This window comes from Salipiger abyssi (assembly GCF_001975705.1).
Taxonomy (GTDB): domain Bacteria; phylum Pseudomonadota; class Alphaproteobacteria; order Rhodobacterales; family Rhodobacteraceae; genus Salipiger; species Salipiger abyssi.
Map to the genome: position 1 here is coordinate 1,623,921 of NZ_CP015093.1, position 22,818 is coordinate 1,646,738.

The window sequence follows — 22,818 nt, forward strand, 5'->3', positions numbered from 1 at the left end:
CTATATTGGCATGGAAACCCAAATGACCATGGGGAAAAGTGACAGATGACCGTGACAATCGACCCCTCCGAAATCGCCAAGTTCGAGGCCATGGCCGCCGAATGGTGGGATCCGAACGGCAAGTTCAAGCCGCTGCACATGATGAATCCGGTGCGGCTCGACTATCTCACCACCCAGATCGCCGGCGAATACGGGCGCGACCTGTCGCAGCCCGAACCCTTTGCCGGTTTGCGCATTCTCGATATCGGCTGCGGCGGCGGGCTGCTTTGCGAACCGATGGCGCGGCTCGGGGCCGAGGTGGTGGGCGTGGATGCCGCCGAGCGCAATATTCCGGTGGCGATGACCCATGCGGCGCAGTCGGGGCTCGAGATCGACTATCGCCACACCACCGCCGAGGCGCTGGCAGAGAGCGGCGAGCGCTTCGACGTGGTGATCAATATGGAGGTGGTCGAGCATGTGGCCGATCCGCTGGCCTATCTCACCGCCTGCCGGCAGCTTTTGAAACCGGGCGGGCTGCACCTGTGTTCAACGCTCAACCGCAACCCCAAGAGCTTTGCCATGGCCATCGTCGGCGCGGAATACGTCATGCGCTGGCTGCCCAAGGGCACGCATGACTGGTCGAAATTCATCACCCCGGACGAGCTTTACAAGCTGCTGAGCGAGGCCGGGCTGGAGCCGGTGGACCGCAAGGGCTTTGTCTTCAACCCGGTGAGCTGGTCGTGGAAGATCTCCGACCGCGACCTGTCGGTGAACTATGTGACGGCGGCGCTGAACCCGGAGGTCTCCGCATGAGTCTGATTCCCGAGGGGCATAGCCTCTTCGTCATCGACATCACCTATGCGGTGCCGTTCGAGCAGATCGAGCCGGTGCTGGCGCCGCATATGGACTTCGTGAAGAAAGGCTATGCCGAGGGGCATTTCCTGATGTCGGGCCCGAAAAACCCGCGCAGCGGCGGGGTGGTGATCGCCATGGGCACCTCGAAGGCCGAAATCGAGGCGCTGATGGCGCAGGATCCCTTTGCCCTGGAGGGCGTGGTGACGATGGAAATCACCGAGTTTTCGGCGTCGAACCGGGGGCCGGGGCTGTAAGCCGCGCCCAGACTTTTACCGGCACAGGCAGGCTTTGCCGCAAGGATCTGACGAAAACGCCCGCGCGATATGTCACCGATATCTTGCGGGCGGGCTGCACGACACCTATCTCCGTTGCAGCCAAGTACAGGGATGCACTGAACATGGACAAGATTCTCGCCGCCTTCACCCTTCCGGTCCCGCTGCGAGAAGTCCTGCCCCATGCCTGCATCCGTTTCCCTGTCCAACCTGAGCTACTCCACGCCTGACGGCACATCGCTTTTCTCCGATCTCAACCTGACATTCGGCCCCGAACGCACCGGCGTCGTCGGGCTGAACGGCGCCGGAAAAAGCACGCTTCTGCGTCTGATCGCCGGCGAGCTGCAACCCGCGTCAGGGCAGCTCAGCCTGCGCGGCGCCGTTGCCCTGATGCGCCAGGACGCGATGGAGACCGCGGGCGAAACCGTTGCCGATCTCTTCGGCGTCGGTCCCGCCCTCGATTTGCTTGACCGCGCCGAGGCCGGCGAGGCAACCGCCGGAGAGCTGGCCGGGGCCGACTGGACCCTGCCTGCCCGGATCGAGTCGGCGCTTGCGCGCTGCGGCCTCGTGGCCAGGCCGCAGACCGCGCTTGCAACCCTGTCCGGAGGCCAGCGCAGCCGGGCGGCGCTGGCAGCGCTGATCCTGGCGGAACCCGATATCCTGCTGCTGGACGAACCCACCAACAATCTCGACCGCGAGGGGCGCCGGGCGGTGATCGACCTTCTGCGCGGCTGGAACGGAACGGTGATCGTCGCCAGCCACGATCGCGAGGTTCTCGAAGAGATGCATGCGATCGTCGAGCTCACCTCGCTCGGCGCGACCCGCTATGGCGGCAACTACACCGCGTACCGGCAACAGAAGGCCATCGAACGCGACGCCGCCGCGCATAGCCTCGCCCATGCCGAAAAGGCCCGGAACGAGGCGGCGCGCCGGGCGCAACAGGCGGCGGAGCGCAAGGCCCGCAAGGATGGTGCGGGGCACAGGGCCCGGGCGGAGGGCAGTCAGGCGAAAGCGCTTCTGGATTTCGCCAAGGGCCGGGCCGAGGCATCGGGGGGCGCCGGCGCGCGTCTTCGCGAAGCGCGGCGCGATGCGGCGGAGCTTGCGCTCTTCGCCGCCCGCGAACAGGTCGAGGTGCTGACTCCGCTCCACATGGAGCTTGCCCCGACCGGCCTGCCCGCCGGCAGGACCGTGCTGCGGCTGGACCATGTGACCGGCGGATACGACCCGGAGCGGCCCGCCATCCGCGACAGGTCGCTTACGGTCACCGGACCGGAGCGCATCGTCATCGAAGGGCCGAACGGCAGCGGAAAGACCACCCTGCTCAAGCTGATCACCGGCCAGCTCCGCCCCCTCAGCGGACAGGTGGACCTGCCGGTCTCCTGGGCGTTTCTGGATCAGCATGTCGGATTGCTCGAGCCCGGATTAACCCTGCGCGAAAACTTCCTGCGCATAACCCCTGCCGCGAATGAACATATGGCACATGCGGCCCTTGCCCGCTTCGGGTTCCGCGCCGGCGATGCGCTGCGCCGCGTGGCCGCGCTGAGCGGAGGGGAACGCCTGCGCGGCGGTCTTGCCTGCGCACTGGGCGGCACGCCGCCGCCAAGCCTGCTGATCCTCGACGAACCGACCAATCACCTCGATCTCGATGGCATAGACGCGCTGGAATCGGCGCTGGCGGCCTATGACGGCGCCGTGCTGGTGGTCAGCCACGATCAGGCGTTTCTGAGCGCCATCGCGCCCGAACGGGTCATCCAGATGCAGGTCTGATCCGCTGCCCGGCGCCAGCTCTCAAATCACCGCTGCCGGCAACGATCCGGAATTGACCGCAAGAGCGGCAGGGCGTCGGTCACTTGCCGCCGTCTCGTTCGATCCGGGCCTTGCGCAGCTGCTCGGTCTTGGCGTCGCGCTTGTGCTTTTCGTCGTCGAGAATTTGCCGGGCGGCGCGGGAGGTCTTGTCCATCACCGTTTCCGCGCGCGGCGCGGCGGGCTTGAACAAGGTATCTTTTGTGAGTTTCGCCATCTCAGAATCTCCATTTCAGGTTGATCTTCAAGACTGCGCAACACTCGGGTCGCATGCGATCTTGCGAGCGCTCGCGTCCGATATGGGGCAACCGGTGCCCCATCGGTTGCAGATATGACCGTTTCCCGGAAGACGGCGTCACATCTTGCAGAAAGGCGGGAGCAGTCCTCAGACAGCCCCCGCCCCGGTAGTCGGCTCGTCGCGGGCTTATGCCAGCGCGATATTGGTCGCCGATTCGCGACCGTCACGACCGCTTTCGAGGTCGAAGGTCACGGCCTGGCCGTCATCGAGCTGATGCAGACCGGCGCGCTCAAGCGCGGAAATGTGGACGAAAACGTCTTTCGAACCTTGCTCGGGGGCGATGAATCCGAAGCCTTTTTGGGCGTTGAACCATTTCACGGTGCCATTGGCCATCGTGAGATCTCCTAGTTTTTTGCCGTCCGCAGGATGCGACGACCGGGCTCAGTGTCGTCAAAGATCAACTGAGGCCGCTAGGAAACAGAAGTCGTAAGAAGAAGCTTAGCCCCTTCTGCGTAAAGTGAAAACGCCGTCAGCGCAAGGGCTAACGGTCAGGCGGTGCAAGACGGGCTATTCCGCCTCCAGCTTCAGCCGCAGCTCGCGCAGCACCGGCAGCGCGGCGCGGACCTTTTCTGCACCCAGCTCGCCCACCATTTCCGAGATCACCGGCGTCATCGCCGCCAGCGCCGCCTCGCGGGCGCGTTTGCCGGCCGGGCTGATCGAGACCATCTTGCGCCGCGCATCGTCCCAGTCGGGGCGGATATGCACGTAGCCGGCGATCTCCAGCTTGGCCAGAGTGTTGGTCATCGCGCCCCGGGTGACGTGAAAGCTGCGCGCAAGCTGCGCGGGAGAGCGTTCGTCCTGCACCCGGGCGAGATGGTTCAGCACCGAGAAATGCGAAATCTCCATGCGGTCCGGCAGCACCCGCGTCAGCCGGTTCCGCAATAGCTGATCCGCCGTCAGCAGCTCGCTGAAGAGCGAGATCGCAAGCGCATTCTCAGGATTCGTCATGCCGGGCCGGTCGATGCCAAAGGGGTTTCACGGGGATGGGATCGGCACTTTCTGGACGCGGCGTCGCGCAAGGTCAACAAAAACCCTTGCCCGACCGCCGCTTGCCCCGGGCTCAGCCCGCCAGCAGCGCGTCGAGCTTGCCGGCGCGTTCCAGCGCATAGAGCTCGTCGCAGCCGCCCACATGGGTGGGGCCGACAAAGATCTGCGGCACGGTGCGACCGCCATTCGCGCGCTGCACCATCTCGGGCCGGCGCGAGGGGTCTTCCATCACGTCGATCTCGGTGAACTCGGCGCCCTTGGACGTGAGCAGGCGTTTGGCGGCGTGGCAAAAGCCGCAATAGGGCGTGGTGTAGATTTCGATCGGTTGCATCTTGGGTCCCTTCGGGAAGTTCGGGGCATTTGAAGGGATTTAGGGTCGCTTTGCAACGCGTGCCAGCACGCAGACACAGACCCGCCGTGCGCCGCCCGCAAGGCAGGCCTCTGCCGCCGCCGAAAGCGTCGCGCCCGAGGTCATCACATCGTCGACCAGCAGCACCGGCCTGTCGCGGATCAGCGCGGCGCGGTTCGGCGCCACCCGGATCGCCGCGCCCAGCGTCTCGAATCGCGCCTCGCGGCTCTTGCCGTCCAGCACCGGCGTGTGGCGGGCGCGCTCCAGCGCGTCGGGGCTCCAGGCGATGCCCAGCGCCCGCGCCAGCGACTGGGCCAGCAGCGCCGACTGGTTGAAACGCCGGCGCAGGTGGCGGCGCGGATGCAGCGGCACCGGCACCGCGATCATGCCGTCCTCCAGCAGCGGGCGCGCCTGCCGGGCCATCCAGCCGCCCGCCACCGCCGCAATGTCATGCCGGTCGCCATGTTTCAGCATCAGCACCAGCTTGCGCCCGTTGTCGCGATAAAGCAGCGCCGCGCAACCGGCCTCCCAGGGCCGGGGCACGCTCAGGCATTCGTCGCAGAACTCCGCCCGATCCGACGCGCCGGGCAGCGGCACGCCGCAGGCGCTACAGGACAGCCCGGCGAGAAACGGCGTGTCCCGCCAGCACGCACCGCAGAGGCCGAAATCGGTCTCCACCAGCCCGCCGCAGATCAGGCAGCGCGGCGGGTAGATCACGCGCAGCACGGTTTGCAACGCCGCCCCGAACATTCTAATCAGCCTCCATGTCGAACCCCGCCCCCCTCACCGACCGAACCGCGCTGTTGCGCCACCGCGCCCGCGCCGCGCGCGACCCTGCGCTCTTCCTGCAAGAGGCCGCGCGGGAGGAGGTGCAGGATCGGCTCTTCGTGGTTAACAGGACGTTTACGGCACCCGCCGTGGTAACCGGGTTCCCGCAGATCTGGGAAAGCGCCCTGCCCGGTGCGAAGATCGTCGCCGATGACGAGGTGCTGGCGCTCGACGAGGGGGCACACGATCTGGTGGTGCATGCCATGGCGCTGCACTGGGCCAACGACCCGGTTGGCCAGCTTGTGCAATGCCGCCGCGCGCTCAGGGCCGACGGGTTGCTGCTGGCGCTCTGTTTCGGCGGCGAGACCCTGCACGAGCTGCGCGCGGCACTGGGACAGGCCGAGGTCGAGGTGACCGGCGGGCTGTCGCCCCGGATCGCGCCGATGGGCGAGATCCGCGATCTCGGCGCGCTGCTGCAACGCGCCGGGCTGGCGCTGCCGGTGGCGGATTCCTTTACCCTGACAGCAAGCTACGATTCCGCCCTGCATCTCATGCGCGACCTGCGCGCCATGGGCGAGACCAACGCTCTGACCGGTCGGCTGCGTCACCCGACGCGGCGCGCGGTGATGCTGCGTGCGACCGAGCTCTATGCCGATGCCTTTGCCGGGTCCGATGGCCGCGTGCCCGCCTCCTTCGAGATCGTCACCCTGACCGGCTGGGCCCCGGACGAGAGCCAGCAGAAGCCGCTGCGCCCGGGATCTGCGGCGCAACGTCTCGCCGACGCGCTGAACACCTCGGAAACGCCTCTGAAAGATTGAACTCTTTCCAGGAAGCGATACCTAACATCTTCAGTCAGGGAAGCAGATCAGGACAGGACCATGCTTGACGCCACCAGAACCGCCGCGCGCCCGGCACATGCCCAGCCCGATCACCCCGAGATCGCCCAGCCGAAGGTCGGCGTGCTGCTCGCCAATCTCGGCACGCCCGATCATTACTCCTACTGGCCGATGCGGCGCTATCTGAGCGAATTTCTGTCGGACCGGCGCGTCATCGACTATCCGAAATGGAAATGGCAGCCGATCCTCCAGGGGATCATCCTCTCGAAGCGCCCCTTCAGCTCGGGCGAGGCCTATAAGTCGATCTGGAACGAGGAGCTGAACGAAAGCCCGCTGATGACCATCACCAAGCGGCAGACCGCCGCCATCGCCGACAGCATGCGCGCGCGCTACGGCGAGCAGGTCATGGTGGATTTCTGCATGCGCTACGGCAATCCCTCGACGCAGTCGAAGGTCCGGGCGATGACCGAGGCCGGCTGCCGCAAGATCCTGTTCCTGCCGCTCTATCCGCAATATGCCGGTGCCACCTCCGCCACCGCCAACGACCAGTTCTTCCGCGCGCTGATGGAGGAGGCCTGGCAGCCCACCGCCCGCGTCGTCGATCCCTATTTCGAACATCCGAAATATATCGAGGCGCTCGCCGCGTCGGTTGAGCGGGGATATGCCGATCTTGCCGAGAAACCCGACATTCTGGTGGTCAGCTATCACGGCATGCCCAAGCGCTACCTGATGCAGGGCGATCCCTATCACTGCCAGTGCCAGAAAACGACTCGGCTGCTGCGCGAGCGACTGGGCTGGGACAAGACCCAGATCACCACGACCTTCCAGTCCGTCTTTGGCCCCGAGGAATGGCTGCGCCCTTATACGGTCGAGCATGTGGCCGAGCTGGCGAAGCAGGGCAAGAAGAAGATCGCGGTGATCGCGCCGGCCTTTTCCGCCGACTGCATCGAGACGCTGGAAGAGATCAACGAAGAGATCCGCGAGAGCTTTGAGCATGCGGGGGGCGAGCAGTTCACCTATATCCCCTGCCTCAACGACGACCCGGCCCATATCGACGCGCTGAGCACCGTGATCGAGGAGAACATGGGCGGCTGGCTGAAATAGATGCGCTTAGGTGGGTTTCCAGCCCACCATGCCAAGCAAGCTTATACCCAAACCCATGAGACAAAAGAAAAAGGCGGTGCCGAAGCACCGCCTTTTCCATGTTCTGTTCGCGATCCGACGATCAGTCGGAAGTCGCAGCAGCGGCAACCACGGCGATCAGGATCAGCGGGATCAGGATGCCAGCGGACGACGAGCTTTGCTGAGCTTCTTCCACAACCACGACGGGCTCCATGACCACATCGTCTTTTGCGTAGGAGCCGGCCATCGCGGTCGAAGCGGTAGCGGCGAGCACGGCGGCGAGAGCGAGTTTCTTCATGTTATCCTCCAGATAATCGCCTGACGTGGCCAGAGTTTTCCACGACAAGCACCCAAGACTTACCTCGTAAATCTGTCTAAGCAGCAATTTACGGGGAATGCAAATCCAACTTAGCGTTCGGTTTTCCCGGTCAACCCTCTGTCGTCAAATAAGCAACACCTGCGTGCCGACCTGCGCCATGCCGTAAAGCTGCTCGATATGCTCGTTATAAAGCCCGATGCAGCCATTGGACGAGCGGCGCCCGATCTTGCGCGTGTCGTGGGTGCCGTGGATGCGGTAATAGGTCCAGCTCAGATGCATGGCGCGGGTGCCGAGCGGATTGTCGGGACCGGGGCCGACATAGTCCGGCCACTCCGGATTGCGCTGCTTCATCGAGGGCGTCGGACGCCAGTCGGGCGCCGGATCCTTGAGCGTCACCCGGGTGCGACCACGCCGCGTCAGATCCTCGCTCAGCGGCACCGAGCAGGGATAGAGATGATACGTGCCATCCTCTTCCCAGTAATGCAGCGCGCGCGAGGTGATATCCACAAGGATCGCGCCATTGTTGAGCGACGAGAAATGCGGCTGCCAGTCGAGCGTGCGAAAGCTCGAGATATTGCGGCGCACCGCCTGCGAAAGATCGCGCTCGATCTCGACGGTTCCCGCTCCGTTCACATTCTGTGCCAGCGCCGGCGTTCCGATCACGGCTGCACCCGCGGCCAGAAAGGCCCGGCGGTCAAAACGTTTCTGTGTCATCTTGGTCCGATCCTCGTTGCACAGCTATAAAAATGCCCCAAGGGGCTTTCGGCGCTATACTACGGCTTCGGTGATATGGCCGTAAAGCCTCAGTCGCACATCAAACGACGCTGAGACCTCGCGGTCACGGTGATGTGCGTTTGATTAGCGGCTCTGCGCAGGCTAAGCCGAAAAAAACGAAACGAATAAGGCAGGACAATGCAAAGACGATCGTTCCTCGTGATCTCCGCAGCGCTGGTCACCGCCGCATGTGGCGCGACGACCACCGCCCCGACTCTGGGACCAGATGGCAAACCCCTGCCGCGCGCTTACCGGATCGCACCGGGATCCGGCGCGAAAATCGAATACAGAATGCTCGACTCGGTGAATGCCCTGCGTCAGGCGCGCGGCGTGCCGCCGCTGTCGCTCAATGCCAAACTCAACGCCGCGGCAGCCACGCACTCGCGCGATATGTCGGTGCAGAACCGGCCCTGGCATTTCGGCTCCGACGGCTCCTCGCCCATCGACCGGGTGCAGCGCGTCGGCTACACGGGCCGCCTCGTGGGTGAGAACATCTCGGAAACCTACGAGACCGAGCTGGAAACCCTCGCCGCATGGATGGAAGACGCGCCCACGCGCAATGTCATCCTCGATGAATCCGCGCGCGATCTGGGATTTGCCTGGTATCAGGAAGACAACGGCAAGATCTGGTGGACGCTGGTCACCGGCGCGCCGAGCCTCGCGCCCACCCCGGGTGAAGGGCTGCCCTCCTGAGGCAGCCCCATCCCCCGATCACGGGGTGATCACGATGGGCGTGCCGTTGCGCACCATGGCATAGATGTCTTCCATCTCTCGGTCGGTCACGGCGATGCAGCCCGCCGTCCAGTCGCGCCCGCCCTTGCGATCCTTCCACGGACGCCCGTGAATGAAGATGTCGCCGCCCGGGCTCTTGCCCAGCGTCTCGGCAAAGGCGCGATCCGCCGGGTTGGGATAGGAAATCCCGATGCTGAGATGGTAATTCGAGTTCGGGTTGCGCCGGTCGATGAAATACATCCCTTCCGGCGTCCGGCCGTCGCCCTCGACCTGCTTGTGTCCCTCGGGCGAGAAACCAAGCCCGATATCATAGGCCTTCAGAACCTCCTGATTGTGCAGGAGGAACATGCGCCGCTGGCTTTTCTGCACGACGATCTGGGTCACTTCCGGACCGTTATAGGTTCTGAATTTGCTGGAACACGCCGTGACTGTCGTCGCCAGGGCGAGGATGAGGACTAGCCTGAGAAACCGCATTTATCCGCTCGTTGTTTTTTGCCTCTTATAGCGCAAAAAACCCGTCCGGAACAGCCGCGCCAAACCGCCGGCGGCACGATTTCACCGATCCGTGAGCGTCAGGCAGGCGACCAGCTCGATATGGGTCGACCAGCGGAACTGATCGACCACGCGCAGCCAGTCGAGCGTATAGCCCGCGTAATCCAGCGCCGCCGCATCGCGGGCAAAGGTGACCGGGTTGCACGAGACATAGGCGATGCGCGGTACGCGGGCGCGGGCCAGTTCGGCCACCTGCGCCTCGGCACCGGCGCGCGGCGGGTCGATCACCGCCGCGTCGAAGCGCGCCAGCTCGTCCGGCAGCAGCGGGTTGCGGAACAGATCGCGCGCCTCGGCGGTGACATGGCGCAGCCCCTGCGCCATGCGCCACCCCTTGTCGAGCGCCGCGGTCATCGCCTTGTCGCCCTCGACCGCATGCACCCGCGCGGTCTCCGCCAGCGGCAGCGCGAAGGTGCCGCAACCGGCGAAAAGATCGACCACATGCGCCGCGTCGCCGACGATTTCGCGCACACCGTCCAGCAACGCCGCCTCGCCCCCGGGCGTGGCCTGAAGGAAGGCGCCGGGCGGGGGCACCACCTCGGCGACGCCCATGCGCTGGATCGCAGGCCGCCGGGTCAGCGCCACTTCGTCGCCCCAGGCGATGCGTGCCACATCATGAGCGCGGGCCAGCTCCGCCAGTTCGGATTGCAGCACCGCGTCCAGCGGCTTGCCGCCGCTCACCGCGATGTCGAGCCCGGTGAGGCTCACCGTCGCCAGCACCGAAAGCTCGCCCTTGCGGCTGGCGCCCAGCACCGCCAGCGCCTCGACCAATGGCAGCGCGGCGGCGAGCCTGGGATCGACCAGCAGGCAGTCGGGCACCGAAACGATCACGTCCGAGCCCTTCATGTGGAACCCGGCCAGCGCGCCTTTCTTGGTGCGCCGCGCGGAAAAGGCGGCGCGGCGGCGGCTTTGCGGTTTCGAAGTGAGACAGCGCCGGATCTCGGTCTCCAGCGCATGCGCCGCCAGCGCCTGACGCACCACGCCGGTCTTCCAGTCTTCGACAAAATCGTCGCGCGCATGCTGCAACTGGCAACCGCCGCAGCTTTTCGCATGGCGACAGGGTGCGCGCACCCGCATCTCCGACGGTGTGAGAATGCGCGGCGACGCCATCACGCCATCGGCGATCTCGCCTTCCACCAATTCACCGGGCAATGCGCCGGGCACAAAGACAGGGCCCGGCGCGATGCCGTCACCCTGATGCCCCAGCCGTTCGATCGTGACCTGTTCCATGGCCCGCCTCATGCCCCGAAACGCGCCCCGCGTCGAGACCTGCCAGAAAGCGCCGCACCGCGCGGGGCGAGCGCAGGTGATATACCGTCACCTCCGGCCCTGCCCTGGCAATCATTTCGCGGTTCTTCTCGGCATTGAGCCGGCGCGTATCCCAGATCCATTTCAGGAACTCGGGATCAATACGTTCCGGACAATTCTCCGGCAGATCCGGGCGGGTCTGGCCGCCCGCATATTCGAACCGCCGCTTCAACACCCGCCATAACCGCAGCCAGACCGGCAAATCCAGCACGATCAGCGTATCGGCCCGCGCAAGGCGCGTGTCATAGGTGGCCGACAGACCGCCTTCGATGATCCAGCTTTCCTGCGCTTCGGCGCTGCGGATCAGCGGCAGCTTCTGCGGCATGGCGCGCTCGACCCAGCCCGGGCTCCAGTGGATGCGGTCGATATGCACCACCGGCAGCCCGGTGCGGGCCCCCAGCCGCCGTGCGAGGGTGGATTTCCCCGCGCCGGGCTGGCCGAGGATCATCACACGTTTCACTCGGCGGCCTCCTCGGCCTCGGGGTTCACGAACCCGCCCGACTGCCGGTTCCAGTAGCGCGCATAGAGCCCGTCCTGCGCCAGCAGCGCGTCATGGGTGCCCTGTTCGACAATATGACCGTGATCGAGCACGATGATCCGGTCCATCTCGGAGAGAGTCGACAGCCGGTGCGCCACGGCCAGCACCGTCTTGCCCGCCATCACCCGCTCCAGCGCCGACTGGATCGACGCCTCGACCTCGGAATCGAGCGCGCTGGTGGCCTCGTCCAGCACCAGGATCGGCGCGTCCTTGAGGATGGCGCGGGCCAGCGCGATGCGCTGGCGTTGCCCCCCGGAGAGTTTCACGCCGCGCTCGCCCAGATGCGCCTCATAGCCCTCGCGGCCCATATGGTCCTGAAGGCCCAGAATGAACTCATGCGCCTCGGCCTTCTCCGCCGCTGCGATCACGTCCTCCATGGTCGCGTCAGGCCGGCCATAGCGGATATTGTCGAGCGCCGAGCGGTTGAACATCGCGGTTTCCTGCGTGACCATGCCGATCTGCCGCCGCAGGCTCTCCTGCGTCACCTCGGAGACTTTCTGCCCGTCGATGAAAATCCCGCCCTTTTCGGCGTCATAGAGCCGCAAGAGCAGCGCCACCATGGTGGATTTCCCCGCCCCGGAGGCACCGACGATGCCGACCTTTTCGCCGGGCCGGATATCCAGTGCGATATGCTCCACCCCGCCGGATTCGCGGCCATAGGCAAAACCCACATCGCGGAACTCGATGCGGCCCTCGCTGACCTCCAGCGGCGCCGCGCCCGGCGCATCGAGCAGCGTATGGGCGGGGGTGATGGTGCGGATCCCGTCCTCGATCTCGCCGACATTGGCGTAGATCCCCATCAGCGTGAAACTGACCCAGCCGGTCATCTGGCTCAGCCGGATTGCCACGGCACCGGTGGCGGCGATGTCGCCGGCGCTGACGAACCCCTGGCTCCAGAACGCCAGCGCGGTGCCGATCAGCACCACGGGAAGCGTGCCGGCCAGCGTCATCAGCCAGAAGCGGAAGGCCGAGGCGACATGGCCGAAGGAAATGAACCGGTCGCGATAGGTCGACATCGCCTCGAGCGCGGCGCGGTCCTCGAACTCGTCATGGGCAAAGAGCTTGACAGTCTTGATATTGGTCACCGTATCCACAAGCTGCCCGGTCACCATGGCCCGGGCCGAGGCGCGTGCCTGCGACCGTTTGCGGATACGCGGCATGAAATAGCGCAGCAGCAGCGCATAGGCGCCGACCCAGAGCACCAGCCCGATGGCGATACGCCAGTCGATGGAGCCCACCAGCAGCAGCGAGCCGGCGACCGAGGCCAGCGCGAAGAGGATCGCCTGCACCACCTCGGAAATCACGTCGTTCAGCGCCCGCGCCGTCTGCATCTCCTTTTGCGAGATGCGCCCGGCGAAATCGTTGTCGAAGAAGGTGACGGAATGGCCCAGCGTGTAGCGGTGCACCCGGCTCAGGATCAGGTTGAACACATTGGGCTGCATGATGACCGACTGCACAAAGGCCGACAGCCCCGCCGTCACCGGGCGCACCAGCACAAAGAACGCCGCCGCGAAAAGCAGGAACGGCCAGTGATCGGCAAAGACACTCTGCGCGTCGCTGGACAGCGCTTTGTCGATGACATCGCCAAGAAGTTTGGCGGTGATCACCTCGAAGGCGCCGCCCAATGTGGATAGCAGAGCCGCCGGGATCAGCACCGGCCAGGCGCCCTTGAGCGCCCAGAGCACGAAACGGCCGAGGGTACGGGGCGGCGGTGTCTGCGCGCGGGAAAACGGGTCGATAATGTCGGAGAGAGTCATTCCGATGCCTTGTCGTCTGGCCTGTGGTTTCAGGTATCTTCCGGATCGGCAGGCAGGTCGGGGTCGAGAAACCCTCCCGATTGCCGGGCCCAGAATTTTGCATATAGGCCGGCTTGCGACAAAAGCACGTCGTGGCTGCCCTCTTCGACGATGCGGCCACCGTCGAGCACGAGAATACGGTCCATCTGCGCAATGGTCGAGAGGCGGTGTGCGATGGCGATCACCGTCTTGCCCTGCATCATGCCGTAAAGCGTATCCTGAATCGCCGCCTCGACCTCGGAATCGAGCGCGCTGGTAGCCTCGTCGAGCAGAAGGATCGGTGCATCCTTGAGGATCACCCGCGCCAGCGCGATCCGCTGCCGCTGCCCGCCGGAAAGCTTCACGCCGCGCTCGCCCACATGGGCGTCATAGCCGGTGCGGCCTTCGGGGTCTTGCAGGCTGAGGATGAATTCATGCGCCTGCGCCTGTTTGGCGGCGGCGATCACCTGCGCCTCGCTGGCATCCGGGCGCCCGTAGAGCAGGTTTTCGCGCACCGAGCGGTGCAGCAAGGCGCTGTCCTGCTGAACCATGCCGATCTGCCGGCGCAGGCTGTCTTGGGTGACCTTTGAAATATCCTGACCGTCGATCAGAATGCGGCCCTTCTCGGCGTCATAGAACCGCAAAAGCAGCTTTACGAGGGTCGATTTCCCCGCGCCCGAGCGCCCCACCAGCCCGATCTTTTCCCCCGGTTCGATGGTCAGCGTAATATCGTCGAGCCCGCCGCTTTCGCGCCCGTAATGATGGCTGAGACAGTCGAGCACGATCTCGCCCTTCTCAAAGCGCAGCGGTTTCGCATTTGGCGCATCGACCAGCGCGATGGGCTGGGCGATGGTCTCCATCCCCTCGGCCACCACGCCGAGCTGGCGGAAAAACGTCGTCAGCGCCCACATGATCCAGCCGGTCATGGCGTTGAGCCGCAGCGTCAGCGCCGTCGCTGCGGCCACCACGCCGACACTCGCCGCGCCCTGCATCCAGAGCAGCAGCGCCCAGCCCACGACGCCGACGATCAGCAGCCCGTTGAGCGCGACCAGAGCCACATCCATGATGGTATAGAGCCGCATTTCCGCCTGGAATGTCTCGCGCGAACGGTCGATTGCCACCTTGGCGTAATCCAGCTCCTGCGCGTCCTGCGCGAACATCTTGACCGAATGGATATTGGTATAGGCATCCACCACGCGCCCGTTGACAAAGCTGCGCGCATCCGACGCCGCCTTGGACGCCGCACCCACGCGCTTGACCGTCCAGCGCATCAGCCAGGCATAAAGCCCCAGCCACAGGATCAGCGGCAGCATCAGCCTCGGGTCGGCTTCGCCCAGCAGCACCGCCGCGCCCAGCACATAGGCCAGCGAAAAGGTGATCGCGTCGAAGACGTGAAACACCGCCTCGCCCGCCGCCGGGGGCGTCTGCATGATGCGGTTGGCGATGCGCCCGGCGAAATCGTTCTCGAACCAGCCGACCGACTGGCGCAGCACCTGCGCATGCGAGCGCCAGCGGATCAGCGTGCCGAAATTCGGCATGATGCCGTTGTTCAGCACCAGCACGTCCAATGCCTGCAAGAGCGGGCGCAGGAACAGGATGAAGAGCCCCAGCGCGATCAGCTTGCCGCCATGCGCCTCCCAGACCTCCGCCGGATCGCCGACGAGGATGTCGACCACCCAGCCCATGGCCCAGATCAGCCCGATCTCGACCGCCGCCACCGCCACCGAGAGCAGCGCCGCCCAGACGAAGACACGCCGGAACGGGCGCGCGTAGTCCATCAGGAACGCAAACAGCCGCGTCGGCGGGTGATCCGTCGGCGGGTAGGGGGTGTAAGGGTCTACAAGGTTTTCGAAAAACCGGAACATGTCGGACGTCCTGTCGCTCGGGCGCGCAGTCTCTCCGATTCCTTACAGGAAGACCATGACGGAAAAACTGCCCAGCGCGATCGCCATGATCCGGGTGAAAATTCGCCAGGCGGCGGGGGTGGTGAGCAGGTAGGTGAGCAGCGCGCCGGCGCTGGTCCAGAAAAGGCAGACGCCGAGGTTCAGGCCGGAAAACGCCGATCCCAGCCGCAGCGCCTCGGACCAGGGGCCGCCGGGGCCGGGATAGGCGGAGGCCGCGGCCAGTGCCACCGCCCAGACCTTGGGGTTCACCCATTGGAACAGCGCCGCCTCGATCAGCGTCATCGGCCGCTCGCGCTCGGCCTTGCGCTTGCGCCGGTCGGCGGTCCAGAGCCCCCAGGCCATGTAGAGCATCCAGAGGCTCGCGGCGATCTTGAGCGCCAGCTCCAGCATCGGGGCGCGGGCCAGCAGCGTGGCGATGCCGAGGCCGGTGAGCCCGGCAGTCACCCCGACCCCCAGCACCACACCGAAGAGATGCGGCAGGGTCGGACGAAAGCCGAACCGCGCGCCGGAGGCGGTGAGCAGGATGACGTTCGGCCCGGGCGAGAACAGGCCAAAGAAGACAAAACCGTAAAGCGGATCGAGCGTCATGCAAGCAGCTCGGCGCGGCTGAGCGCAAAGCCCGAGGCGATCCACCGCGCCTCGAGCCGGCGCAGCGCCGCGCCCAGCGCCGGACCCTGAAGATCCGGCATCAGATCGCGGGGTTTCACGGGAAACACCGCCCCCAGCCCCTTGGCGATCTCGGCGCCGGTATCGGGCGCGACCGGCATATAGAGGCTCGCGGCGCGCAGGGCGGCAATGTCCCAGGCCATGTCTCTGCCATGGCGATAAGCGATCTCCGCCGGGCCCGCATCGGCGGAAATCAGGCTCTGATACAGCTCAAGTTGCCGTTGACGCGCCCGCGACAGGCGCAGCGCCTTGCCGTCGAAATAGCCCAGAACCGCCAGCCGCCGCATCGGATCGGCGGCAAGGCCCAGCGCCTCCTCGACGGTGATCAGCGGCGCCAGCGCCTGGGTCGTGGCATTGGGCAGCACCCGGGTCAGAACGCCCACCTGCTCCATCACGCCAACCGAGGGCGCCGGATCGGCCGCGGAGAGCAGCCGCGTCACCTCCTGCCCCACCCGCTCGCGCGAGAGGGTTTCGAGACCGTCGAGATTGGCGGCAATCCCTGCCAGCGCCTCGGCATCGACCCCGGCCTCGGGGTCGCCATACCAGGCGCTGAAACGGAAAAAGCGCAGGATGCGCAGGTAGTCCTCGCGGATGCGCTCGCCGGCATCGCGGATGAAACGCACGCGCCGCGCCTCCAGATCCGGCAGCCCGCCCAGCGGATCGAACAGCGTGCCGCGCGCATCGGCGTAAAGCGCGTTCATGGTGAAATCCCGCCGCGCCGCGTCCTCGGCGATATCGTCGGAATAGCGCACCACCGCGCGGCGCCCGTCAGTCTCGACATCGGCGCGAAAGGTGGTGACCTCGTGCCCGATCCCTTCGGACACCACGGTCACCGTGCCATGGTCGATCCCGGTCGGAACCGGTTTCAGCCCTGCCGCCTGCGCCAGCTGCACCACCCGCTCGGGCCGGGCATCGGTGGCGATATCGACATCGGCCACCGGCACCCCCATCAGCGCGTTGCGCACGCAGCCGCCGACCGCATAGGCGACGTGGCCGCCGGCTTCGAGCATCGCCAGCACTTCCTGCGTGGAGTCGCAGGTCAGCCAGTCTCCGCCCACCCGTGTCACGCCGCCATCCGTTTGCTCAGCGCCCACAGGATCCGCGCGGTGGCGCCCCAGATGTAGTAAGGCCCGAACGGCACGGTGTAATAGCGCCGCCACTGCCCGCGCCAGCGCCGCTGCTGCACGATGAAGCGCGCCGGATCGGTGACATGGGCAAAGGGCACGCGAAAGATCTCGGCCACTTCGCCGGGCTCGGGAATTTCGGTGAAATCGTCTCTGACAAGGCCCAGAACCGGCGTCATCTCGAAGCCGGTCACCGTCTCATGCGGCGGCAGGGTGCCCAGAAGCTCGACGCTCTCCGGCGGCAGCCCGACCTCTTCGCGCGCCTCGCGCAGCGACGCGCCGACCGGGCCGTCATCGCCCGGATCGACCTTGCCGCCGGGAAAGGCGATCTGGCCGGGATGGTGCTTGAGCCGCGGCGAGCGTTTGGTCAGCAGCAGCTCGAGCCCGTTCTCACCGGGCAGAAAGGCCACAAGCACCCCCGCCGGGCGCAGAATGCGGCCGGCGGGCAGCAGCGTTTCCGGGTTCAGATCGAAATCGGACGACGCCGCGCCGTCCCAGGCCATCGCCCGGCGCAGCGCTGCGATCTGATCCCCGGTTACGCTCACTTTCTGGCCTCGAACCCCACGGTCTCGGGGTCGAGCACGTAATGCGCGCCGCAGAACTGGCAATCGGCGGTAACCGTGCCCTCTTCGGTGGTCATCTTCTCGATATCCCGCGCCGAATAGATCGACAGCGAATTGCGCACGCGCTCCTCGGAGCAGGTGCAGCCGAAACGCACCGGCTGGGCGTCGAAGACCCGCGGCTGTTCCTCGTGAAATAACCGGACCAGAAGATCGGTCGGCGGCAGATCGGGGCCGATCAGCTCCAGCTCGTCCACCGTGTCGACGTGGAAATTCACCCGCCGCCAGTTCTCTTCCTCGTCGCCCTGCACCAGATCCTCGGGCCGCAGCAGCCCGTCCTCACCCGAGCCGCCGCCCTGTGCAAAAGGCGAGGCCTTGGGCATGGTCTGGATCATCAGCCCGCCGGCGCGCCATTCGCCCTGGCCGTCCGCCCCGATCACCTTGCCGAAATTCAGCGCGAAACGGGTGGGCAGCTGCTCGGACTGGGCGAAATAGGCCTCGGCACAGGCCGCGAGCGAACCGCCGGCCAGCGGCGTGATGCCCTGATAGGGGGTCGTGCCCTTGCCCTGGTCGATCAGGATCGCGAAATAGCCCTCTTCGAGCTGGTCGAAGGCCGGGTCGCTGGTCACCTTCTCGGCATCGAAACTGGCATAGGCGCGGATGCGCGCCGGCTGCCCGTCTTTCTCGGGGCCGAAATAATCGGTGGCGATCATCCGCACCGCGCCGCGCGTCTGAACCTGAAGCGAGAGCTTCCAGCGCAGCTTAACCGTCTGCCCGATCAGCGCCGTGAGCAGCGCCATCTCGGCCACCAGCGCCTCGACCGGTTCGGGGTAGTCGTGCTGGCTCAGGACGCCGTTGAGCACCCCGTCGAGCCGCGCAATGCGGCCACGGATGTCCGAAACGTCGAGTTGGAACGGGAGGACGGTGTCGTCCCAGGCGAGTTTGCTGCCGATGGTCATGGGGTTTCCTTATCTGCCGCGCATTGGCATACCGGCGCATATAAGGCAGGACGGCGCAGGAACCAAGGGGAACCGCATGATCGCTCGTTACGGAGAACCGCCCGAAGCCGGGCGCCGCTACACGCTGCGGCCCGGCGCCTATGCGATCCTGCCGCGCGGTGGTGCCCTGCTGGTGACCCATCAGGAAGAGCCCTGGCCGGAATTCCAGCTGCCCGGAGGCGGTATCGACGCGGGCGAATCACCCCTCGCCGCGCTGCATCGCGAGGTGTTCGAAGAGACTGGCTGGCGCATCGCCCGGCCGCTGCGGCTGGGGGTGTTCCGGCGCTTTACCTATATGCCGGAATACGACCTCTGGGCGGAAAAGCTCTGCATCATCTACCGCGCCGATCCGGTCTATCCGCTGGGCGCGCCCTCGGAGGCCGGGCACAGCGCGCACTGGATGGCGCCGGATCTGGCGGCGGAGCTGCTGGGCAACCCCGGCGACCGGGATTTCGTGCGGCGCCACATACTCTGACCTAGCCGACACCCCGGTATTCGACCAGCGCGGCGGAGACGTCATCCTCCAGGCTGGTGCCCGTCCGGGTGATCTGGCTGAGACGCCAATAGAGATCGTCGAGAAACTCCGTCCCCCGCGCGGCACGGCAGAGGCCCGCGAGCTGCTGCAAGCCGTCCTGATCCAGCATCTGCCCGTCCTTCAGCAGCGCCTCGGTGAAGCCGTCGGAATAGAGCAGCAGCCGATCCCCCGGCTCCAGCTCCAGCGTGATCCGGTCATAGTGCACATCGCTGATCAGGCCGATGGGCAGCCCGCCCTCGCCGACAAAGCGCATGCTCCCATCGGCGCGGATGAGCAGCGGCGGCGGATGACCGGCCTGCACGATCCGGGCGACGCCGCTGGCCAGATCCACCGTCACATAGGCCATGGTGAGATAATCCAGCACCCCGGGATCGGCGGAGAGCCGGTTGTTGAGCCGCGCCGCCACCTCCTCCGGCGGGCGGAAGACGGGGTCGGCGCCGCGCCGCTCCAACGCGATGTTCTGATCGGGGAAATCCCCGCCGAGATAACCCGACACCCGCGCCGTCATCAGCGCCGAGGTGATGCCGTGCCCCGAAACGTCGATGCTGTAGACGCCGAGCCCCGCGGCATCGGGGCTGAACATGCCGACCAGATCGCCGCCGACATGGCCGCAGGGTTTCAGCAGCAGGCTGACCGCAGCCGCGCCGTAATCGCGGCTGCGCTCGGGCACCAGCGCCTCCTGGATGGTGCGGGCCTGGCGCAGATCGCGGTCAATGGCATCGGCGGCGGCGCGCAGCTGGTCCAGCGTGTCGCTCAGCTGCCGCTGCATCGACAGGATGCGGGCGCCGGCATTGATGCGGGCGCGCAACTCATCGGCATTGACCGGCTTGGTCAGGAAATCATCGGCACCGGCATCGAGGCCGCGCGCAATCTCTCCCTTCTCGCTCTTCGAGGTGAGCAGGATGAAATAGCCGTAGCTGTAGCTGTCATGCTCCAGCGCGCGGAACCGCCGGCAGAATTCCAGCCCATCCATCCCCGGCATCATCCAGTCCGACAGCACCGCATCGGGCGCCGCCGTCTCGCACAGCGCCAGCGCCTCCTCGCCGCTTTGCGCCTGCCAGACCTCGAACCCCCAGCGCGTGAGCATGGCGCTCAGGATCTTGAGCTGCACAAGGCTGTCATCCACCACGAGCACGCGCTGGACCAGCGCCGCTGCGGAGGCGGCAGAGATATCGACGCTTTCGGGATGCAAGCGGGCTCCTACAGGCGGACAGTTACGCCGGGTTTACCGAGCCTGCGTTAACGGAGCCTTTAGCCTAAAATTGTCGGTAGCCTGCGGAGACAGAAAGGGAATTTTCACTTTTCCGACCTAGCTCTGAAGATCAGGAGGTGCCCGATGATCGACTGGAGTCAGGTGTCAGAACTGCATGACGAAATCGGCGCGGAGGATTTCGACGAGGTCGTGGCGCTGTTTCTGAAAGAGGTCGAGGGCGCGCTGGCCGATCTGCCCGACGAGGCGACAGAGCCCGCCGCGCTTGAGGCGGCGCTGCATTTCCTCAAGGGCAGTGCCCTAAATCTCGGCTTCGACTCGCTCGCCCGCGCCTGTCAGGAGGGCGAATATGCCGCCCGCGCCGGCACGCCGGAGGCGGTGGATCTCGGCGCCATTGTCCGGCTTTACGAAGACAGCCGCGCCGCTTTCCTGCGCGAGCTGCCGGAGCGGCTGGCCGCCTGACTCAGATCAGGAACTGCGCCAGCAACTCGTCATCGGTGATGTCGCGCAGCGTGTAGCCATGGCTGTGCAGCCGGGCGAGCAGCGTTTCGAAATTCGCCGGATCCACCGTTTCGATCCCGAGCAGCACGGACCCGAAATTGCGCGCCGATTTCTTCAGATATTCGAACCGGGTGATATCGTCCTCGGGGCCGAGGAAGTTCAGGAAATCCTTCAGCGCGCCGGGGCGCTGCGGCAGGCGCAGGATGAAATACTTCTTCACCCCGGAATAGCGCTGCGCCCGTTCCTTGACCTCGGGCAGCCGCTCGAAATCGAAATTGCCGCCAGAGGTGACGCACACCACCGTACGACCGCGAATCGACTGGCCGAGATCCTTGAGCGCATCCACCGAAAGCGCCCCCGCCGGCTCCAGCACCACACCCTCGACATTCAGCATCTCCAGCATGGTGGTGCAGAGCCGGTCCTCGCTCACCGTCAGCGTATTGGCGAGGCCCACGCCCTTCAGCCGCTCGAAGGTGCGCGCGCCGATCCGCGCCACCGCCGCGCCATCGGCAAAGGTGTTGACCGTGTCGAGCGTCACCGGCCGCCCCGCCGCCAGCGCGGCGCGCAGGCAGGCGCCGCCCGTGGGCTCGACAAAAGTATATTGGCAGTCATTTCCGAAATAGCTCAGCACACCGGAACCGAGCCCGCCGCCGCCCACCGGGATCACCATGTGATCAGGGGCGTGACCGAGCTGCTGTTCGATCTCCACCGCGACGCTGGCCTGCCCCTCGATCACGTCCTCGTCGTCGAAGGGCGACAGGAAATGCCCTCCCTTCTCGGCGCAGAACGCCTGCGCGGCAGCCAGCGTGTCGTCGAAATAATCGCCGGTCATCACGATCTCGACCGCGTCGCCGCCGAACATCCGGGTCTTCTGGATCTTCTGATCCGGCGTGGTCACCGGCATGAAGATCACGCCCTTCTTGCCGAACTCGCGGCACATATAGGCGACGCCCTGCGCGTGGTTGCCGGCGCTCGCCGCAACAAAAAGCTCCGCCTCCGGACGCTTGCGCATGGCATTGAAGGCGCCTCGCAGCTTGTAGCTGCGCACCGGGCTGAGATCCTCGCGCTTGAGCCAGACATCGGCGCCGAAGCGGTCGCTCAGATGGGCGTTGCGCAAAAGCGGTGTCTCGGGAAAGACACCGCGCATCGCCACCGCTGCGGCGCGGGCCTTGTCGTGAAAGCTGTCCATCCGCGACAGTTGGCGCATCGCTCCGGACAAGGCAAGCCTAGTCGATGCGCCGGCGCTCGATGAAATGGCCGTAAAGCGTGGTCAGCAGCGAGATTCCGAACATCATAACGAACCAGTCGACGACGATGCGGTAGATCAGGCTGATGAAGGAGCTGGTGTCGCCGTCGATCATTGCTGGCAGCCCGATCACGATCTGCGCCGCCATCGAGATCAGCGCCAGCACCAGGATCGCCTTGTCATCCTGTTTCGTCGCCTCCCAGGCGTCGCGCATGCGCAGCGTCTGGCCCAGCGCCGCCGCCGGCAGGATCAGGCCGGTGCGGAAAAACACATAGGACACCAGCCCCGCCATGCCGAAGATCAGCAATCCGGCCAGGCTCGGGATCCCCATGACCATTATCCCGAGGACAGCACCGATCGTCACCAGTGCCAGTCCGATCACCAGCCCGATCATGATCGAGCGCCAAAGATAGGCGCCGAGCTCGGCACCGTGCCAGCGCGGCAGCCAGCCGGCGGGCATCTCTCCGGTCAGCACGTAGCGGTGCCAGCCGACCGCGATCCAGAGGCTTGCCAGTACCGCAAACACCAGCAATATCAGGAGATTGCCGGCGGCTGCCGGGGTCGCCGCGATCTCCTGCGGATCGACCGTACCGCCGCCCCCGGAAAAGATCATGACCTGCAATGCAACCTGAACCAGATAGAGCAGAAGCGAGATCCGCAGCGCCGCCTGGAGATTGTCCAGCACCATCCGCACCGAGTGCATAAAGATCTTCCAGCCCATCGTCCCGCCCGTCTTTTCAGCAATGCTTTCGGCAGGGCTAGCACACAGCGCCCGGCGGTCAACGGGCGATCCTTGCTCCTGACGCCAAA

The 22,818-nt window shown here is 65.8% G+C and carries 27 protein-coding genes; 8 read left to right on the forward strand and 19 right to left on the reverse strand.

Features of this window, described 5'->3' with window-relative positions; all coding sequences use genetic code 11:
- The first annotated feature begins 45 nt into the window (after window positions 1–45).
- The 3 genes from ubiG (at window position 46) to Ga0080574_RS11410 (ending at window position 2,873) form a co-directional block, all read left to right on the forward strand.
- Window positions 46–792, forward strand: a complete 747-nt coding sequence (ubiG, locus tag Ga0080574_RS11400) for a bifunctional 2-polyprenyl-6-hydroxyphenol methylase/3-demethylubiquinol 3-O-methyltransferase UbiG (protein WP_076698961.1) — start codon at window positions 46–48, stop codon at window positions 790–792.
- The gene (locus Ga0080574_RS11405) at window positions 789–1,088 is read left to right on the forward strand and encodes a YciI family protein (RefSeq protein ID WP_076698964.1); all 300 of its coding nucleotides are present in this window, start codon (window positions 789–791) and stop codon (window positions 1,086–1,088) included. Before ubiG ends, Ga0080574_RS11405 begins: the two co-directional genes overlap by 4 nt.
- Window positions 1,089–1,289: 201 nt before the next feature.
- Window positions 1,290–2,873 (forward strand): ABC-F family ATP-binding cassette domain-containing protein, encoded by a 1,584-nt coding sequence (locus Ga0080574_RS11410; protein ID WP_076698967.1) that lies wholly within the window; start codon window positions 1,290–1,292, stop codon window positions 2,871–2,873.
- 79 nt (window positions 2,874–2,952) lie between these two features.
- On the opposite strand, the gene Ga0080574_RS26210 is transcribed toward Ga0080574_RS11410, so the two are convergent.
- From Ga0080574_RS26210 to Ga0080574_RS11430, 5 genes are all read right to left on the reverse strand, one after another.
- Window positions 2,953–3,102: a hypothetical protein gene (locus Ga0080574_RS26210; RefSeq protein WP_198039805.1), complete on the reverse strand. Its 150-nt coding sequence runs from the start codon at window positions 3,100–3,102 to the stop codon at window positions 2,953–2,955.
- A gap of 231 nt (window positions 3,103–3,333) precedes the next feature.
- On the reverse strand, window positions 3,334–3,540 hold the full coding sequence (locus Ga0080574_RS11415; protein ID WP_076698970.1) for a cold-shock protein: 207 nt from the start codon (window positions 3,538–3,540) through the stop codon (window positions 3,334–3,336).
- Window positions 3,541–3,714: 174 nt separating this feature from the next.
- Window positions 3,715–4,155 carry a MarR family winged helix-turn-helix transcriptional regulator gene (locus tag Ga0080574_RS11420; protein WP_076698975.1) on the reverse strand — a complete coding sequence of 147 codons (441 nt, stop codon included), beginning with the start codon at window positions 4,153–4,155 and terminating at the stop codon, window positions 3,715–3,717.
- Window positions 4,156–4,267: 112 nt separating this feature from the next.
- Window positions 4,268–4,525 (reverse strand): glutaredoxin 3, encoded by a 258-nt coding sequence (grxC, locus tag Ga0080574_RS11425; RefSeq protein ID WP_076698978.1) that lies wholly within the window; start codon window positions 4,523–4,525, stop codon window positions 4,268–4,270.
- Window positions 4,526–4,564: 39 nt separating this feature from the next.
- Window positions 4,565–5,293: a ComF family protein gene (locus tag Ga0080574_RS11430; RefSeq protein WP_076698981.1), complete on the reverse strand. Its 729-nt coding sequence runs from the start codon at window positions 5,291–5,293 to the stop codon at window positions 4,565–4,567.
- Window positions 5,294–5,307: 14 nt separating this feature from the next.
- Here Ga0080574_RS11430 and Ga0080574_RS11435 point away from each other — a divergent pair, with 14 nt between their 5' ends.
- The gene (locus Ga0080574_RS11435) at window positions 5,308–6,129 is read left to right on the forward strand and encodes a methyltransferase domain-containing protein (RefSeq protein WP_076698984.1); all 822 of its coding nucleotides are present in this window, start codon (window positions 5,308–5,310) and stop codon (window positions 6,127–6,129) included.
- A gap of 60 nt (window positions 6,130–6,189) precedes the next feature.
- The gene (gene hemH / locus Ga0080574_RS11440) at window positions 6,190–7,251 is read left to right on the forward strand and encodes a ferrochelatase (protein WP_076698987.1); all 1,062 of its coding nucleotides are present in this window, start codon (window positions 6,190–6,192) and stop codon (window positions 7,249–7,251) included.
- 121 nt (window positions 7,252–7,372) lie between these two features.
- Here hemH and Ga0080574_RS11445 read toward each other — a convergent pair whose 3' ends face one another.
- Together Ga0080574_RS11445 and Ga0080574_RS11450 are read right to left on the reverse strand one after the other, a co-directional pair.
- On the reverse strand, window positions 7,373–7,567 hold the full coding sequence (locus tag Ga0080574_RS11445) for a ferrochelatase (protein WP_076698990.1): 195 nt from the start codon (window positions 7,565–7,567) through the stop codon (window positions 7,373–7,375).
- A gap of 144 nt (window positions 7,568–7,711) precedes the next feature.
- Entirely contained in the window at window positions 7,712–8,302 is a 591-nt protein-coding gene (locus Ga0080574_RS11450) for a L,D-transpeptidase (RefSeq protein ID WP_076698993.1), read from the reverse strand.
- A gap of 198 nt (window positions 8,303–8,500) precedes the next feature.
- On the opposite strand from Ga0080574_RS11450, the gene dalA reads away from it, so the two are divergent.
- Window positions 8,501–9,055: a divisome-associated lipoprotein DalA gene (gene dalA, locus Ga0080574_RS11455; protein WP_076698996.1), complete on the forward strand. Its 555-nt coding sequence runs from the start codon at window positions 8,501–8,503 to the stop codon at window positions 9,053–9,055.
- 18 nt (window positions 9,056–9,073) lie between these two features.
- Here dalA and Ga0080574_RS11460 read toward each other — a convergent pair whose 3' ends face one another.
- The 9 genes from Ga0080574_RS11460 to hslO form a co-directional block, all read right to left on the reverse strand.
- A complete protein-coding gene (locus Ga0080574_RS11460) occupies window positions 9,074–9,568 on the reverse strand; it encodes a L,D-transpeptidase family protein (RefSeq protein WP_076698999.1) in 495 nt (164 codons plus the stop codon).
- An 81-nt stretch (window positions 9,569–9,649) separates the two neighbouring features.
- The gene (locus Ga0080574_RS11465) at window positions 9,650–10,873 is read right to left on the reverse strand and encodes a class I SAM-dependent RNA methyltransferase (RefSeq protein ID WP_076699002.1); all 1,224 of its coding nucleotides are present in this window, start codon (window positions 10,871–10,873) and stop codon (window positions 9,650–9,652) included.
- Window positions 10,833–11,411 carry a P-loop NTPase family protein gene (locus Ga0080574_RS11470; RefSeq protein WP_083716824.1) on the reverse strand — a complete coding sequence of 193 codons (579 nt, stop codon included), beginning with the start codon at window positions 11,409–11,411 and terminating at the stop codon, window positions 10,833–10,835. Before Ga0080574_RS11470 ends, Ga0080574_RS11465 begins: the two co-directional genes overlap by 41 nt.
- Window positions 11,408–13,246, reverse strand: a complete 1,839-nt coding sequence (locus Ga0080574_RS11475; protein ID WP_076699005.1) for an ABC transporter ATP-binding protein — start codon at window positions 13,244–13,246, stop codon at window positions 11,408–11,410. The genes Ga0080574_RS11470 and Ga0080574_RS11475 overlap by 4 nt, the downstream gene beginning before the upstream one ends.
- A gap of 29 nt (window positions 13,247–13,275) precedes the next feature.
- Window positions 13,276–15,129: an ABC transporter ATP-binding protein gene (locus Ga0080574_RS11480; RefSeq protein WP_076699008.1), complete on the reverse strand. Its 1,854-nt coding sequence runs from the start codon at window positions 15,127–15,129 to the stop codon at window positions 13,276–13,278.
- A 42-nt stretch (window positions 15,130–15,171) separates the two neighbouring features.
- The gene (locus Ga0080574_RS11485; protein WP_076699011.1) at window positions 15,172–15,756 is read right to left on the reverse strand and encodes a LysE family translocator; all 585 of its coding nucleotides are present in this window, start codon (window positions 15,754–15,756) and stop codon (window positions 15,172–15,174) included.
- Window positions 15,753–16,901 (reverse strand): CCA tRNA nucleotidyltransferase, encoded by a 1,149-nt coding sequence (locus tag Ga0080574_RS11490; protein ID WP_076699014.1) that lies wholly within the window; start codon window positions 16,899–16,901, stop codon window positions 15,753–15,755. Before Ga0080574_RS11490 ends, Ga0080574_RS11485 begins: the two co-directional genes overlap by 4 nt.
- On the reverse strand, window positions 16,898–17,461 hold the full coding sequence (locus Ga0080574_RS11495) for a CoA pyrophosphatase (RefSeq protein WP_076705901.1): 564 nt from the start codon (window positions 17,459–17,461) through the stop codon (window positions 16,898–16,900). The genes Ga0080574_RS11490 and Ga0080574_RS11495 overlap by 4 nt, the downstream gene beginning before the upstream one ends.
- 38 nt (window positions 17,462–17,499) lie before the next feature.
- On the reverse strand, window positions 17,500–18,477 hold the full coding sequence (hslO, locus tag Ga0080574_RS11500) for an Hsp33 family molecular chaperone HslO (RefSeq protein WP_076699017.1): 978 nt from the start codon (window positions 18,475–18,477) through the stop codon (window positions 17,500–17,502).
- 76 nt (window positions 18,478–18,553) lie between these two features.
- Here hslO and Ga0080574_RS11505 point away from each other — a divergent pair, with 76 nt between their 5' ends.
- Window positions 18,554–18,991 carry an NUDIX hydrolase gene (locus Ga0080574_RS11505; RefSeq protein ID WP_076699020.1) on the forward strand — a complete coding sequence of 146 codons (438 nt, stop codon included), beginning with the start codon at window positions 18,554–18,556 and terminating at the stop codon, window positions 18,989–18,991.
- Between the two features lies 1 nt (window position 18,992).
- Here the strand turns inward: Ga0080574_RS11505 and Ga0080574_RS11510 are convergent, their stop codons facing one another.
- On the reverse strand, window positions 18,993–20,243 hold the full coding sequence (locus Ga0080574_RS11510; protein ID WP_076699023.1) for a PP2C family protein-serine/threonine phosphatase: 1,251 nt from the start codon (window positions 20,241–20,243) through the stop codon (window positions 18,993–18,995).
- Between the two features lie 144 nt (window positions 20,244–20,387).
- On the opposite strand from Ga0080574_RS11510, the gene Ga0080574_RS11515 reads away from it, so the two are divergent.
- Entirely contained in the window at window positions 20,388–20,723 is a 336-nt protein-coding gene (locus tag Ga0080574_RS11515) for an Hpt domain-containing protein (protein ID WP_076699026.1), read from the forward strand.
- 1 nt (window position 20,724) lies between these two features.
- On the opposite strand, the gene ilvA is transcribed toward Ga0080574_RS11515, so the two are convergent.
- Both ilvA and Ga0080574_RS11525 read right to left on the reverse strand, forming a co-directional pair.
- Window positions 20,725–21,951 carry a threonine ammonia-lyase IlvA gene (gene ilvA / locus Ga0080574_RS11520; protein ID WP_076699029.1) on the reverse strand — a complete coding sequence of 409 codons (1,227 nt, stop codon included), beginning with the start codon at window positions 21,949–21,951 and terminating at the stop codon, window positions 20,725–20,727.
- A 37-nt stretch (window positions 21,952–21,988) separates the two neighbouring features.
- The gene (locus Ga0080574_RS11525) at window positions 21,989–22,729 is read right to left on the reverse strand and encodes a hypothetical protein (protein WP_076699032.1); all 741 of its coding nucleotides are present in this window, start codon (window positions 22,727–22,729) and stop codon (window positions 21,989–21,991) included.
- Window positions 22,730–22,818: the final 89 nt, after the last annotated feature.